19 protein-coding genes are annotated in these 14,127 nt (G+C 44.1%); 4 read left to right on the top strand and 15 right to left on the bottom strand.

Annotation, left to right across the window (positions count from 1 at the left end; all coding sequences use genetic code 11):
- Positions 1 to 84 precede the first annotated feature (84 nt).
- From HUJ22_RS05855 to HUJ22_RS05810, 10 genes are all read right to left on the bottom strand, one after another.
- Positions 85 to 771 (bottom strand): hypothetical protein, encoded by a 687-nt coding sequence (locus HUJ22_RS05855; protein ID WP_290875172.1) that lies wholly within the window; start codon positions 769 to 771, stop codon positions 85 to 87.
- A gap of 107 nt (positions 772 to 878) precedes the next feature.
- Positions 879 to 1,454 (bottom strand): hypothetical protein, encoded by a 576-nt coding sequence (locus HUJ22_RS05850; protein WP_290875170.1) that lies wholly within the window; start codon positions 1,452 to 1,454, stop codon positions 879 to 881.
- Positions 1,455 to 1,513: 59 nt separating this feature from the next.
- Positions 1,514 to 2,680 carry a hypothetical protein gene (locus HUJ22_RS05845; protein WP_290875168.1) on the bottom strand — a complete coding sequence of 389 codons (1,167 nt, stop codon included), beginning with the start codon at positions 2,678 to 2,680 and terminating at the stop codon, positions 1,514 to 1,516.
- A gap of 13 nt (positions 2,681 to 2,693) precedes the next feature.
- Positions 2,694 to 2,864, bottom strand: a complete 171-nt coding sequence (locus HUJ22_RS05840; protein ID WP_290875166.1) for a hypothetical protein — start codon at positions 2,862 to 2,864, stop codon at positions 2,694 to 2,696.
- A gap of 32 nt (positions 2,865 to 2,896) precedes the next feature.
- Positions 2,897 to 3,196: a transcriptional regulator gene (locus HUJ22_RS05835; RefSeq protein ID WP_290875164.1), complete on the bottom strand. Its 300-nt coding sequence runs from the start codon at positions 3,194 to 3,196 to the stop codon at positions 2,897 to 2,899.
- A 6-nt stretch (positions 3,197 to 3,202) separates the two neighbouring features.
- Entirely contained in the window at positions 3,203 to 3,808 is a 606-nt protein-coding gene (locus tag HUJ22_RS05830) for a hypothetical protein (protein ID WP_290875162.1), read from the bottom strand.
- Between the two features lie 176 nt (positions 3,809 to 3,984).
- Positions 3,985 to 4,794, bottom strand: a complete 810-nt coding sequence (locus HUJ22_RS05825; protein WP_290875160.1) for a hypothetical protein — start codon at positions 4,792 to 4,794, stop codon at positions 3,985 to 3,987.
- A gap of 479 nt (positions 4,795 to 5,273) precedes the next feature.
- On the bottom strand, positions 5,274 to 5,777 hold the full coding sequence (locus tag HUJ22_RS05820; protein ID WP_290875158.1) for a GyrI-like domain-containing protein: 504 nt from the start codon (positions 5,775 to 5,777) through the stop codon (positions 5,274 to 5,276).
- Positions 5,778 to 5,791: 14 nt separating this feature from the next.
- On the bottom strand, positions 5,792 to 6,124 hold the full coding sequence (locus HUJ22_RS05815) for a TfoX/Sxy family protein (protein ID WP_290875156.1): 333 nt from the start codon (positions 6,122 to 6,124) through the stop codon (positions 5,792 to 5,794).
- A gap of 164 nt (positions 6,125 to 6,288) precedes the next feature.
- Positions 6,289 to 6,750, bottom strand: coding sequence for a thioesterase family protein (locus HUJ22_RS05810; RefSeq protein WP_290875154.1), 462 nt, complete (start codon positions 6,748 to 6,750; stop codon positions 6,289 to 6,291).
- Positions 6,751 to 6,808: 58 nt separating this feature from the next.
- Here HUJ22_RS05810 and HUJ22_RS05805 point away from each other — a divergent pair, with 58 nt between their 5' ends.
- Positions 6,809 to 6,973 (top strand): hypothetical protein, encoded by a 165-nt coding sequence (locus tag HUJ22_RS05805; protein WP_290875152.1) that lies wholly within the window; start codon positions 6,809 to 6,811, stop codon positions 6,971 to 6,973.
- Positions 6,974 to 7,091: 118 nt separating this feature from the next.
- On the opposite strand, the gene HUJ22_RS05800 is transcribed toward HUJ22_RS05805, so the two are convergent.
- Positions 7,092 to 7,730 carry an FMN-binding negative transcriptional regulator gene (locus HUJ22_RS05800; RefSeq protein WP_290875150.1) on the bottom strand — a complete coding sequence of 213 codons (639 nt, stop codon included), beginning with the start codon at positions 7,728 to 7,730 and terminating at the stop codon, positions 7,092 to 7,094.
- 428 nt (positions 7,731 to 8,158) lie between these two features.
- Between HUJ22_RS05800 and HUJ22_RS05795 the strand changes: the two genes are divergently transcribed.
- Both HUJ22_RS05795 and HUJ22_RS05790 read left to right on the top strand, forming a co-directional pair.
- Positions 8,159 to 9,886, top strand: a complete 1,728-nt coding sequence (locus HUJ22_RS05795) for an IPT/TIG domain-containing protein (RefSeq protein WP_290875148.1) — start codon at positions 8,159 to 8,161, stop codon at positions 9,884 to 9,886.
- Between the two features lie 293 nt (positions 9,887 to 10,179).
- Positions 10,180 to 10,650, top strand: coding sequence for an ester cyclase (locus HUJ22_RS05790; protein ID WP_290875146.1), 471 nt, complete (start codon positions 10,180 to 10,182; stop codon positions 10,648 to 10,650).
- A gap of 250 nt (positions 10,651 to 10,900) precedes the next feature.
- On the opposite strand, the gene HUJ22_RS05785 is transcribed toward HUJ22_RS05790, so the two are convergent.
- Positions 10,901 to 11,473 (bottom strand): dihydrofolate reductase family protein, encoded by a 573-nt coding sequence (locus tag HUJ22_RS05785; protein ID WP_290875144.1) that lies wholly within the window; start codon positions 11,471 to 11,473, stop codon positions 10,901 to 10,903.
- Positions 11,474 to 11,566: 93 nt separating this feature from the next.
- Positions 11,567 to 12,340, bottom strand: coding sequence for a helix-turn-helix transcriptional regulator (locus HUJ22_RS05780; RefSeq protein WP_290875142.1), 774 nt, complete (start codon positions 12,338 to 12,340; stop codon positions 11,567 to 11,569).
- A gap of 541 nt (positions 12,341 to 12,881) precedes the next feature.
- On the opposite strand from HUJ22_RS05780, the gene HUJ22_RS05775 reads away from it, so the two are divergent.
- Positions 12,882 to 13,142: a DPP IV N-terminal domain-containing protein gene (locus HUJ22_RS05775; protein WP_366871015.1), complete on the top strand. Its 261-nt coding sequence runs from the start codon at positions 12,882 to 12,884 to the stop codon at positions 13,140 to 13,142.
- 47 nt (positions 13,143 to 13,189) lie between these two features.
- Here HUJ22_RS05775 and HUJ22_RS05770 read toward each other — a convergent pair whose 3' ends face one another.
- Entirely contained in the window at positions 13,190 to 13,807 is a 618-nt protein-coding gene (locus tag HUJ22_RS05770) for a hypothetical protein (RefSeq protein ID WP_290875140.1), read from the bottom strand.
- Between the two features lie 144 nt (positions 13,808 to 13,951).
- A complete protein-coding gene (locus HUJ22_RS05765; RefSeq protein WP_290875138.1) occupies positions 13,952 to 14,104 on the bottom strand; it encodes a hypothetical protein in 153 nt (50 codons plus the stop codon).
- Between the last annotated feature and the right edge of the window lie 23 nt (positions 14,105 to 14,127).

Raw genomic sequence — 14,127 nt, 5'->3', positions numbered from 1 at the left:
TTAAGTCTCCGGTCCGCACAAGGCTGAAGAGATCTATGGATTAGAAATAAAATCCGATTCACAATAACGATCCCCAAAAACACGCTACTTCCTGAACATCTTTGGATTTCTTTCAATAAACTTTCGAATCCAGTCTTTGACAAAAAAGCTCCTTTTGTGCTTCAGGTATAAGAATCCTGCAAAGCTGATAATGAAAGCTCCGGCGGCATTTACAATGATATCCCACATGGTATCGGTCAGGCCGGAAGGGTCGCTAAGCATTGTTTTTTGCATATTGGTTCCGAAAATTTGGTCCATACCGAACTCAAAAATTTCCCAAACAGAACCGATTGCAAGGGCAAAGGTGAAGGCAAAAAATGCGATGAAGCCTGAGGTCATATTAAGCTCCACACGCTTGCTTTCATTCAGTACATAAACCAGTAAAAAGCCGAGAATGCCCATGAGCAAGCCGGCTGTGGTATGAAGCGCAATGTCCCACCACCAAAGACGGTGATAAAAATCCTGAACCTCACCCAGATAAAAAGAAGCAAAAATGAAAATGACAGCGGTAAAATGAAATTCAGCGGGAATTTCCATCTCCATTTTTTTTCGAAAGAGAATAGGAACAAAAACAGTCCCGATAATCATCGTAACCAGGAAAAGTGAAAGCCAGCTTTGATCATACAACAGTAGTCCCCATTCTACAGCCATCAAAGCTAAAAGGACTCGGATGAGTATTAGGTGAGCCTTTCCTTCATCGGGTAGATTTTGGGGTATTTTGCTTTTAGCCATGAGAGAACTTACAGCATATTAAAGAATTTCTCTTCATCAAAATACATCCCGGTTTAACTGGAAAATCAAAGGTAAGGCGACCCCTGATCAGGCCGCCGATGGTGAACTTAACCTTCTTCTTCATTCGTTTGAGACTCTTCCTGAGCAGCATAGCGAAACAACATAGCTGCTACCACAAATAATGTAATGAAGAATCCGTTTACAGCCAGGATCTCATACACGGAACTTTCCGGTACTTCAGCCATACCCGTGAAAAATGCAGCTACGGTAATAATTGCTTGAGTTGCCGCCATGGCAAGTAAGGTTAACATCAAGCCAGCGGCTTTAAAACGCGCAATAAAAGCACCCATTATCCCGACACCGATCACAAGGAAATACAATGAGTTGAACTCGTTATTCTCGGAGCCGATGAGGCCAACAGCAAGGTTACTCCAAATAAGGAAGAGGCCGGTGAAAAGGGCAAACCCAACAGCTACCCTGTAAGCCATTTCTTCGGACTTCCTTGTGACTAATGTATAAGTAATTCCGGTTCCAAAGATCATTATCCCTGCTAAAATAAAATCAGACAAAGTCCATACCACATCTTCTGAAAACTTCATGGCGATGAAAGGTATGAGTAATAATAATCCGGTTGCGATAGCCGGATATGTGAAAGCTTTGGATAGATTTTGTTCTGTATTCATGGTTGTTACCTGTGTTATGTTTATAGTTAAAAATGAGTTATTAAAAGGTGGTTATTGTATCATGTAAAGCCGAATAAGAGCGGGAAGATGATCACAACGATTGCTGCCCAGACCGCGTAAAACGGCAGATAATCGGTTTGCCATTTTTCGAGAGTTGAGAAATTTGTTTTTCCACTGATAAAACGGATATAGAGAACTGCAGACCATGCCAGGTTCACCAAGAGGATTAAATTCATGCCAAGAGCGGCTACTCTGTTGGGAGTGAAGCCGAATTCTGCAATTCGTTCGGAGATTCCCCAGAGTGCAACGGCATCTGCCATTAAAGCACTTGTCACCAATACAACCTGAACTACATCAAATAACCCGGGAGCAGCTTTAGTGTCTCGGGCAGAAATAGAGTAAAGGAGCAGGCAAAGGACTACCACCAACAGCAAATCAAAAGCGATGAGTACGTTGCGTTCCATAATCAACTCATTCCCCGTAAAGAGCAGTGTTCCCAGGAAAGACAACAGCATGAGGGCGAAAAGAGGGGAGAATAATTTAGCCAGGACAGGAGCAAAATTACCGGCCATATGGTTCCTGATCTCGACCAGCCACGCAGCAATAATGACGGCCCCGGTCACACCACAGGGCAACAGCCACGATTCAAAAAACGGTTCAATATCGATGCCAATGGTTCCGAAGATCAATGCCATGAATCCGGTTAAAGCCCCGCCGCCAAGGGCGATCAGCACATAGTAAATGAAGAGTTCTCCGGAGAATCGAACGAAGTCCATGCGTTCGCTAACCTGATTCCATCGACCGCCCGAGAATGCGATGCCCACCACCAGCCAAAGTGCAATCGGAAGATGCAGTGCTAAAAGTGCCTCGGTGTCGCCGCCTTGCTCGAACGGATAAAGGTTGGCGAATGCTGCCGCCATAACAAATGCAAGAGCCAGCCAGATTACAGAGCGGGACTCCAGCTTCCTTTTCCATGCAAAATAGCCGGTCAGGAGGGGCAGTACGAAGAAGCTCATATTCCGGAGGTAGAAACTCTCGTTCTGATCAAGGTCAATCCCGAACAGGGCAGGAAGTTTTATAAATACGGCTGCAGCAATTGCCAGAGAAAATGCAATCAGGGCTTCCGTAAGAACATTCTTGTCGAGGGGTTGTTGGGCTGCAGTGGTCATTTTTATGTGGTTGATAGTTTTATATTGAAAGAACTTTGAATTACAAAGTAGTGGCATAAATTTTTTTGAGTTATGAATATATCTGCTGCGAACGAAGTTTGGATCGGGTGAAGAAATGCCATACGGTTCCAATGACAGTAAGCGCAAGTGGAAGTGCACCCGGTTCACCTTCAACTACGATCATGAAGGTTACCAAAAGGAGGCCGATGAAGATGGTCAAGAGTGAAAGCAGCTTATGCATTTTTAGTTTTTTAGATTGATTGGTTTCCATAGCTATTGTTGTGATTTGATGATGGTTTCCAGGACTTTGAGATGTTCTTCAAATGCTTTTTTGCCCTTCGGGGTCATGGAGTAACTGGTGTTGGGTTTATTGTCGATGAAAGATTTCTCCACCTCCACAAAGCCTTCTTGTTCCAGCTTTTTGATGTGGGTGGCCAGGTTTCCGTCGGTCACATCCAGGAATTCCTTAAGAGAAGTGAAGTCCAGAGAATCGTTGACGGCCAAGGCCGACATAATCCCCAGCCTGACCCTATTCTCAAATGCTTTATGTAGATCGTCGAATGATACGTTCACAGTGGGTCACCGCTCAAACCTGAAGTACATATAAATACCATATACAATATGAACCACTCCAAAACCTATGGCCCAGAAAAGGAGCCCATAGCTGATAAATGCCATATTCAGCAGTCCCAGGATCATCTGCACATAACCCATCACCCGCACTTCCCGGATAGTGTAAGCTCCGGCGTTGTACAAAGCGAGTCCGTAGAACAGCAGGGTGAGGGGAGCAATCAACCCGAGAAGTCCATTTGAAATCAGAAGCAGGATCAAAATTCCCCCGGTAAATAGCGGAACAGCCATGCTTGCCAACATTCTGCGGGAAGTTGCATTCCAGGCTTTTTTATCTTGCTTTTGTGCCTTTCTTTGGGAATCCAGAAGGGCACTGATCAGTGCCAGAAATAAAACTCCTGCCGCTGTTAAAAAGATATTAGTCAGATCCGGGTAGGAGTAAAAGATCTCATCAGGCTGAAACCCAAGAACGTGGGAAACGATCCATGCACCGGCAAGAGCGTACACCCCGGCCAATATTCCAGCCCAACCCGAGAGCGATAAAAATTTGGTAGACCGCTCCATCATGGAACGTATCTCTGCAATGTCCTGAATGTAGTCCTGTTCTTCTTTCATACAAAGTACTTTTTATTTCAAAGTAATGCAGAAATTTGTGTTTTACAATAGGGGGAGAAAATAATTTTGAGTTGCAGATCTTCCGGTACCTGATTAATTCCGGAACTAGTTTAAAATAAAAATGGGCTCTGCCGATTTAGACAGAGCCCATTTACACTAAAAGTCAGTTATGATTTCTAATCCGGAATACCGAATCGTTTTTTAGCTTCCTGATAAGACATCGTCTTAATTTGATCCTTTGACATCTTGCTTTTTGCCGCTACTCCACCGGGGATAAGCACGTAGCGATATTGAAGACTACTGTTAAATCCAACGCTTCCGCTGTTATCATGAGTGAATCGTGTAATTTGAATAAGATTTAATCTTGGCAGAAAATCCATCGTGTTTGTTATTCCGCCGGCATAACCCGTGTATGGTAAAGGGTATATGTAATTGGAAAATTGCATATATACATTCACTACTCCCGTATCTAATATTTCTTGCGTTAGCTGAGGAGCATTGATATCTCCAATTTTCATGTTGCTGCTGTCAATAGTAGTATCACGGACGGCAGAGTCAAGGTATGTCCACGAAGAGTACATGACATTTGCGGTACCCTTCAGGTTTAGGGGCGTTCCCCAGCCACTGTCGGTTTTGGGTCCATATAGATCGAAGGTGTCATTGTTTAAGTAGTAGTCTCCTGGAACACCGAGTGAATCATCTGGTGAACCGGTTCCGGAATATATTTGACTGCCATCTGCGCCGGCCTCACCCTGAGGGCCCTGCAGGCTAATGGGCGTTCCCCATCCGCTGTTGTTTTTAGGACCATAGAGTTCACCGGTATCCTGGTTTAAATAATAATCTCCGCTTGCTCCCAGATCGGTTGAGGGAGCCCCTGTTCCGGCATAGATAGAGCTGCCATCTTCACCGGCTGCACCCACCGGTCCTTCAGGGCCTTCCGGACCCTGTGGCCCTTCCGGGCTTTCGCAGCCTGTGATAGTTCCCATAACTAATGCAAGTGGCAATGCCAGCAGGAGTAGGGTTTTTAAAATGTTAGGTTTATTTACTCTTTTATTGTCAGTCGTATACATATTATTAATTAGTTTTTGTTTTGATAGAGGTAGAATTCTTTTCCATCATTGTATACGCGACAAAAAGCGAAATAGGGTCAAAATGGGCTAATAACAAAGTTCACCCGGCCGGCTCAATACGTCTATTTCTAATCCGTTGAGTAGTTGAAGGAGATGTGAATAGGATGAGAAAAACCTCGCTAATCAATCAGTTGGGTGGTTTCGAATGGAGGGTATTGGGACCGAGGGGGGAACGGGAATAAAATCGTCCATCGCAAATCGGTCGTTCGGTTTTTCGCATATCAGTTCAGAAAAAATTGCGATTAACCGATGAACCTAAAGACCGATTTGCGAATGAAAATTACCGCGAGCCGTTAGGAAGGATGAAAAGAAAGGAGTGAGCTGGGAAAAAAATTTCAAAGTTCATAACCAATTTCGTTTTGTTTAATGGGAACCCAAACTTCTTCTTCAGCCTCGGGATCTGTTGGACTATATCCTTCCTTCATAATTTCAAAGTGAGGTCGACTATCTAATTCATACAATGAATTTGGCATCCATTCCCGGTGGATATAATGACTGGTTTTCGGAAAATCGGATGGCAGCCCTTTGTGAATGAAAACGGCATATTTACCGCCCTTTAGGGTGAGGCTTTCCATTCCGTTGGGGAGCTCATCAAATCTATCTACTTCTATAGCAGCCCATTTCTCGAACCGGGTTTGCGGAGTGAATTTCTTAAAATCCTGATCTTCAGCAAAAATTTGGACCGAGTATAAATCTGTATTGGCCGGGTGAAGAATCTCTTTCTTATATGGGCCAAAAGATTGCCATAATTTTCCAGTGCTGTTCTCAGCGAGGGTGGTTTGGATTCGCTTACCTACTAACTTCAGTTCAGAAATAGTAACAATACGAGGTTCCTGCATAGGTGATGATTCGTTTAATTTTTAGGTGGTAGTGAGGATATGAAAGTGAGGCAGACATCCATCCAGGATTTTAAATCCTGATCCGTCGTCAAACCTTCCGGTGCCACATAAATCATACCCTTCAGGGCCTTTCCTGTAAAATCCATTTCTTTAGCATGGGCCCTGGAAAGACTCATTTCATATTGTTCAGGGCCAACACGTGCCATCAGTTCATTTTTAATGATACCGAATGCCATATGACCTGAAATCATAAAGCAAAGTCCGCCAAACATCTTTTTCTCTTCTACATTTCTGTTATCCTGCAGAAGATCACGTATTCGCTGAGCCAACCCTTCATCGTAAGCCATATCACGCTAATCAGATTCTTTTTTTGAATTAGCAGAATTAATTACTCATAAACAAGAGGCTTACTGCCGGGCTGTCCCGCTTAGCTTGGTATTTTGTGCAGATTCCTCCGACCAGAATATTTTAGCAGGCAGATTGCCAGGCTAAAACTTTGCACCTGTTTTACTTACTCTGATCGGGAGGTCGAATCAGGTATCCATTCGAAGTTTTCAGTTTTTGGGAACCGGTTCATAACTTCTCCTAACTCCGGGATGGTGCCCAGTTTCCGGCTTTCCAGATTCAGCCAGGCACCATCAACGGCGATTTGAGCCGCTTTGATACCGTCTTCGCCTTCCTTGATAATTTCATGCAGAAAGCTCCAGCGGGAACCGTCCCGGCGCATCGTGGTCAATGCACAGGTGACCGTGATGATTTCAAGCAAACTTATTTCACGCAGGAATTGGGTCTCTTCCCGAAACAAGACGGGGCCAAAACCCAGGCGGCTGATCTCAGTAATGGAGAGTCCGAAATCGGAGAACATTCCGACCCGTGTCTGGGCGGCATAGTCGTTGTACACGGAATGACGCATGTGGCGGTTGGGATCCATATCCGCCCATGTCACCTCAATGGTTTTACTGTATGTTTGCATTTTGATGATGTATGTAAGTTATCCTGTGATGAACAAGGAATGCCAATATAGAAAAGGAATGGACGTATTCATATATCATACAGGCAACCGGCTTTATGACCGGGGACCGCAGACGGGCGATCGTTTGGTAAATAATTTAATATCCAGGCGAAAACTTCATCATTGGAGATTCCTGGTCATGTCGATCCTTCTCTGCCAAATGGCGGTTCAGGATGACTCTTGAAAGAGTCGCAAATCAGTTCAGACAGAATTGCGATTAACCGATAGACCGACAGACCGATTTGCGAATGAAATTTACCGCGAGCCGTTGTGAATGAGGGTAAAGGAGGACTTTACTATCATCAATCTTCCGGAAAAACGCCCTTCATTCTTTTTTCCATCTCTGCGGCAATCACACGTCCGTCTTCATCCTGTGTTTTCAGCTCCTCAATGATATTGTGATAGCTCTCGGCATCTCTGTCCTGACTTAATTTGAAAACATTATTCATTTCGGTTACTTCAATTTCAAAAGCCACAATGTACTTCATCATTTTTTGTCTATACTCAGAAGGAAGGTTGTCAAAAACCGTAGGGGAGTGCTGATCATAGCCTTCAAAATGAAGCGTTGTTTTACGAAGCACTTCTTCTAAACCTGCCTCATCCAGAAAACTGATCTTGCCTTTTGCATGCACACTCATATAGTTCCATGTAGAAGCCAGATGAGGATTACTGTACCATGCGGCACTTACATAGGTATGAGGGCCGGTGAAAACCGCAAGCACGTGTTCATTGTGCAAGAAGGCTTTATGGTGGTCGGTATTTTTCATGATGTGCCCGCTCAATATTTTTCGGCCTTCCCTTTTTTCGATAAAAACGGGCACTTGTGTAGCAATCGGCTTGTTTTCGGTATCGCACCCGCTTAAAAAAGCAAACGGATGTCGATCAATAAACTCTTTAATTACCTGTTCATCTTGTTCTTTGTAATACGGAAGATCGTACATAAGATCCTGTTCTAATCGTTTTAATTAATTTTTCGCAATCCAACTAAAGGGGTACCGGAAAAGAGATTAGAGGGCGCGAATATTATAATTGAATAAATGACAAAAAAATTGAAACAAGCAACTCCGGAAAGAGGCTAAAAATCCCGGAGGGATGACAGTCTATAGCCACGCGGCCTGGTATAAATCATCCATCGGGAATGGACCGACAGACCTGCCAAGGGCACTCCTTTGGAGGATTTGCGAATGAAATTTACCGCAGCCCGTTGGGAAGGATGGAAGGAGTATCTTTCAGTTGTACCGGGTGGTCCCGGGTGAAAAAAGCAGCATCTAAAAACCATGTAACCGAATCCGATCTCGGTCGTCACACATGAAAATTGCCTGTATGTCAGGACTTTAAATTAATAGGGCGACACTAAAATACTGCTATTATGAACACCTCAAAAAAGATACTTACAGCTACAGTAACCATAGGGACTTTACTTATCCTGCTCACCGGATGTGGAAAAAAGGGGGGCAATGGAATTACCGATCCGGTAGAATCCTCTCCAACGATTGAAAGCGTCATGCCCGGTGAGGGTACGGTAGGAACAGAACTTACGATTTCAGGTTCTGATTTTTCTTCCGATGCAACCGTTAAAGTAGGCACCGTTACTGCCGACGTTGTTGAGTTTTCTTCTTCAACTACACTTTATGTTACGGTCCCATCCGGCATTACAGGAAATACAGCTTTGGATATTACAGTTACCAATGGCGATGGCGGAGAAATAACTTCAAGTTCGGCATTTACCGCCATTGATCCTGTTCTCTCTTTTGTAAATAGTGCCACTAAGCCATCCGGAAATATTGGAAGTACGGTAATTATCGACGGGAAGGCTTTTGGAGATTCCCAGGGAGATTCCCGGGTTTTATTTTCTGACGGAGCCGGCGGCACAATCCCGGCAACCATTGCCAGTGATGACGATTGGTTCGACACCTTTATTGTAACGACTGTGCCCAGCGGAGCTGAAGACGGCCCTGTTTTTGTTGAAACGGAAATTGGAGCTAGCAGCTCTTTGGATTTTAATGTAACTGATGCGGCCACATTTAGTCCTTCAACGATAAATTGGACACAAACCACATCCCTTCCCCAGGGTCTTAGTGGTCACCGGGCGGTATATACCCCTATTGATGATGCTTCAGGCAATACCAATAGTTTTGTACATGTCAGCGGCGGACGAGATACCTCTGCTATATCCCAAAAGGATGTATTCTATGGTCAAATTAATACTGATGGTACTATAAGCAGCTGGAATACCGCCACCGCTCTGCCCGATTCCATATCTTTCCATGCCTCAGTTGTTGCAACACCTTTTAATTCAAAGGTAAGTGGCAAAGGATTTATTTATGCACTGGGCGGTGTTGATAATACAGGAGAGCCGGTATCCTCGGTTCATTTTGCTTCTCTGAATGAAGACGGATCCATTAATTCCTGGAATACAAACCAGGCTTTGCCGGAACCGCTCCACTCATTAGGTGCAGTCGTTTTCAGAAGTGCAATCTATATTGCCGGCGGTGCAACAACCGGAGATAATCCCACGGAGAAAGTATATAAAGCGGCTATTGATACCTCGGGTAATTTAGGGGCGTGGGAAGAACTGGCTTCTATGCCATCACCGAGAATGTATCACGGTTTTCAATCATTTGGTGCTTTTCTGTATGCGGTAGGCGGTGAAGGAGCTGCCGAAAGTCCGGATGACGGAGATTTTAACAATAATGACACCAAATTTTCTACCGTTGTATATGCTAAAATAAATTTGCGTACCGGTGATATAACCACCGACGGATGGAGCATTAACGTGGATGAAATGTCGAAACCCCGAAGCAAGCATTCTGCCCTGGTTACCGGCGGTAATCTTTTTGTAAGCTCAGGCTTGTATGCCGGCAGCGGACAAGGTTCCTCCGAAAATACCTTCGCACAAATTAACTCTGACGGATCGGTGGGTGCTTTCGGTGGCGCTACCGGGTCTAATACCCTGCAGTCTGAAGGTGGCCAAAACCTTTATAATCAGGCAGCGATTAGCTATATCGATGCAGACGGTGTAGCACACGTTATGATCCTGGGCGGAGACGATGTTAACAATCCTGGGAATAAGCAATCTGATGTATTGTTTTACTAAGCACTAGCTTTAGAATCGAATTCAAATTATCAGCAGAAAGTCCCAGCGAGAGCCGTCCAGGCTCATCGTTGGTGACGCTGATGATTTCACACAGGACCCCGGTCTCTTTCCGAAACAAGACAGGCAGAGCTTGTTCACCCTAAAGGCCTGCGAATACTGCCTCATTTTGTTGAACCGGCATTGATTTGTCTTTTCTGGTCGTAATATATTATAATAGCTTTTAGTTTTTCCTGTTAGTTATCATCTATTCGGTATGCCCATTTGTTTGAAACATTAACAAATAGAGGATGATTATGAATACTCATATTCTGATGATTTTAACCGGAATACTGCTCCTTTTCAGTACTTGTAATAGTCAGGTTGACAGACTGGAGCAAAACAAAAACCTGGTCCTTAAAGCCAACCAAGAGTTACTCAATAACGGCAACACAGCTTACGTGGACTCCGTTTTTGCTGAAGATTATCGAGTTGATGGGGCAGAGACAGGAAGGGAGGCTATTAAAAATTTCATTTCCACTCTTTTACAGGCCTTTCCGGATCTGGAGGTCACGATTGAGCCTGTACTTGCAGAAGGCGACCTTGTAGGTTGGCAAAGAACGCACACCGGTACTCACCGGGGGCAGATTATGGGTATCCCCGCTTCAAATCAGCAAATAACGTGGGAGAATTTGATCATTTCACGTATTGTTGATGGGAAAATTGTGGAAGAATGGAGTCAGGGAAATTTGCAACAAAAGCTACAAGCCATTGAAGCTGAGAATTAGTTTTTGAGGCGATATAAATTTTCTTTTTTAGTTGATTGAATAGCTGAGCGGGATAGACAGATGCCATTATTATGAGTGAATAGGCGAAGAAAAATTCAAAACAAGCAACCCCGCAAAGAGAATAAAATCCCGAAGGGATGACCGGTACCGAAGTCCCAGCGGAGGCGTTGGGAACGAGGATAAACAAATACCCCCACCGACATCTGTTATCGCCGGTGAGGGTATTCTTTTAATTGAAAAACTTGTTCTGTCAGCTTACCACCTTAAATCCAAGATGGATGACTCCTGTTCCTTCGACAGAACTTGTACATTCCAGTTTAGGTTGTGAAGTATTTTCAAATAATGTCTTGCCTTCGCCAAGCAGGACCGGTATCAAGTCAATGTATATCTCATCAACCAAACCCGCCTTAAGTGCTTGTTGTAATATGCTCGGGGAGCTTATACAAACAGTTTTTGTCTCTGCCAGTTCTTTTGCCTTTGCGATGGCATCTTCTACACCTTCGGGGACAAATGTGAACGGGGAATCCGGTTTTTCCCACTCGGTTGCAGGGTTGTGGGTGACTACAAAGTGATGAACACCCAATGGAGGGTGGCCGCCCCATGCATTCGCAAGATCAAAGTTTCTTCGTCCCGTAACCATTGCTCCAACAGAACCACCTGCTTTACCCATCATTTCGGCACTGGCTTTGGATACTTTGAATGGCGTTCCCGGTATTTCGGTATCTCCGCTAAAGTACCATTCATGCAGTTGACTTGGGTCATCATTTGGATCCGCAACATATCCATCAAGAGACATGCTGATATTGAATATTACTTTCGACATAATAGAATAAATTTAGTTGTTACTATTCTGTGGTGATCCAAATATTAAGGCATCAGAAAAAATAAAAATAGAATAGAAACGACAGCCATTAATTTATTCTGCGGCACCCAGTTTAAGGTACTCTTTGGGCGTAATATTGGTGAATTCCCTGAATAGCCTGATATAATGACTTTGGTCGGCATAGCCGTGTTGGAAGGCAATATCAGACAACTTTTGGAATTGGCCGCTCTGCAACTGCCTAAACCCCGAATAAAATTGACAAATCCGCCTGAACTGGTTAGCTGAAACCCCTACATGTTTCTTAAACCTCCTTTGGAAGGTTCTTGTACTTATTTCCAGCTCATTTCGAATGTTAGATAAAGCATCCGGTTCGGGACAAGCCATTAACTGATGGGCTGAATATTTTACTGCCTGACAGCTTTTTTTATGATTTTTGATTAGTTCAAAGATAAATTTGTTCAATAATTTTAACCTGTTCTCTGTGGTTTCTGCATTCAATAACTGTTCCTGAAGCTCATAGGCTTTTGCAGGTTTCCATAAAGCAAGATCAATTGGGTGATCAGTGAGTTCCCTTGCAGCGATTCCAAATAATGCACCTATAGCATAAGGCTTAAAAAAGTAGGCGATTAAGGTAAAGTCTTCCTCAACAACCCAATTTTCAGGACATGTGGTTTGTCCAAACAAGGTTAAGTTGCCTGCACTGTTATTTCCAATAAGCCCTTTTTTTGTTTTAAACAGAAGGTTGGGCATTCCATTGGCATACAGAGGGAGGGCGAAAGAACCGGCTACCGGGAAATCCTCCAGTACTAAAATGTGTTCCACAAATCCTTGAATCGATTTATCTGGTTCTTGATAATAGAGTCTCATAAGGATGATTTTTTGGTCTTATACGGGTTCCTTCTCACCAAAAATAACTATTCCCAGAATAACGAACATCTATGAATGAGCCAAGTCCCGGCGGAACAACACAACAGGGCGTTGAAGGCGAGCGTACGTCTTCAGAAAAAGATCTGGATAGTTTTTCCATCTACCCCGGGGTAGATGGAAAAATTGTTTAGATAAATTGAGTGAGATGTTAGAAGGATAAGAAAAAGCCTCGGTAATCAATCAGGTGGTTGGTTTCGAATGGAGGGTATTGGGACCGGGAGTAAAATCGTCCATCGTCCCGAGCAGTCGAGAGTCGTTCAGTCTTTCGCATATCAGTTCGGAAAAAATTGTCCCGATCCTCGGGAATGGACCGACAGACCGATTTGCGAATGAAATTTACCTCAGGTCGTTGGGAAGGATGGAAGAGAATATCTCAGTTGGACCGGGAGGTCCCGGGTAGCGTTCCCAACCGGGGGGTTGGGAACGAGGGTACGATCCGGGCACTGACGCCGATCCCCGCTGGTCGCCGGACGGGTCCAAGATCGCTTTTCGCAGCTACCGAACCGGGGATAATGAGATCTGGGTAATGGACGTCGACGGGAACAACCAAACCAACCTGACGAACGAGCCAAGTACTGACATCGACCACCGGTGGTCGCCGGACGGGATGCAGATCGCCTTCGAAAACTTTCGCACCTTTGATAATGAGATCTGGGTAATGGACGCTGACGGATCCCATTTGACCAACCTGACTGATGATCCGGGTGCAGACACGTCTCCCAGCTGGCGGCCGGAGGAGTGATGAATGGAGGGTATTGGGACCGAGAGGTTGGGAACGAGCGTAAATCTTTATTCTTTAGCAAGTTTTAGTCCAAGATAGAAATTGAGAAGAAAAAGAATGAGTATTAGGGGCCCCCCTATATTCAGGTCTGCAAATGTTATTAATTCGAAGTAAAGGGCAAGCGAAGCAAGTGCTCCCAAAAAACTAATTATTACCCCGGTCCATACCATCCATTTCGGCAAAGTTTTATTTGTTAAATATACTCCGGCTAAACCGGTTAGAAATAGCAAATTGCTAAACCCAAAAATCCATATTGCTTTATCATTAAGCATAGGAAATAACCGGGGAGACTCATTATAAAATTCAGCAGCAACCGGATAGGAACCGAGCATATTGGCATACATCAAAATCATGACAATATGTGCAAAGGAGATTAGAAACCAGCTGATGCTCTGCTTAACAGTCGCAAAATACCACGAAGAGACGGCTATCAGTACTGCTGCTATTGCTTCAACTCTCCAAATAGTAGCAACCAAAACCCATTCACTTAAAATTTGGCTGGTTTTATCAGCATCTGTACCGGAGGATGGTTGGTATACAAATACAAACAGCAAGATTGACACAAAAAATAGGAGGGAGCCTATCGACCATAAATAAGCAGCCACTTTTTTCTTGCTAAAATTCATAAAGGGATTTTTTTGTTTTTAATTGAGTACAAGCTATATCAACACCCGGCGCATAACCCCGATAGTTTTTACTAGATATGCATTCCCGGAAGTAAAAATTGAATAAAGGTGAAATAATTAACACAAGCAACTTTGGCATAAAAACTAAAATCCCGAAGGGATGACCGCCCATAGCCACGCGGCTTCAGCCCGTGGTGAGGGTGGAATCAGGGCCAAGCCAAGTCCCGGCGGGACGACACAATAGGGCGTTGAGGGCGAGCGTATGTCTTCAGAAAAAGATCTGGATAGTTTTTCCATCTACCCCGGGGTAGATTTGAAAA

The sequence above is a fragment of the Gracilimonas sp. genome (genome assembly GCF_014762685.1).
Lineage (GTDB): Bacteria > Bacteroidota > Rhodothermia > Balneolales > Balneolaceae > Gracilimonas.
This window is presented reverse-complemented; position numbering and strand designations above follow the sequence as displayed.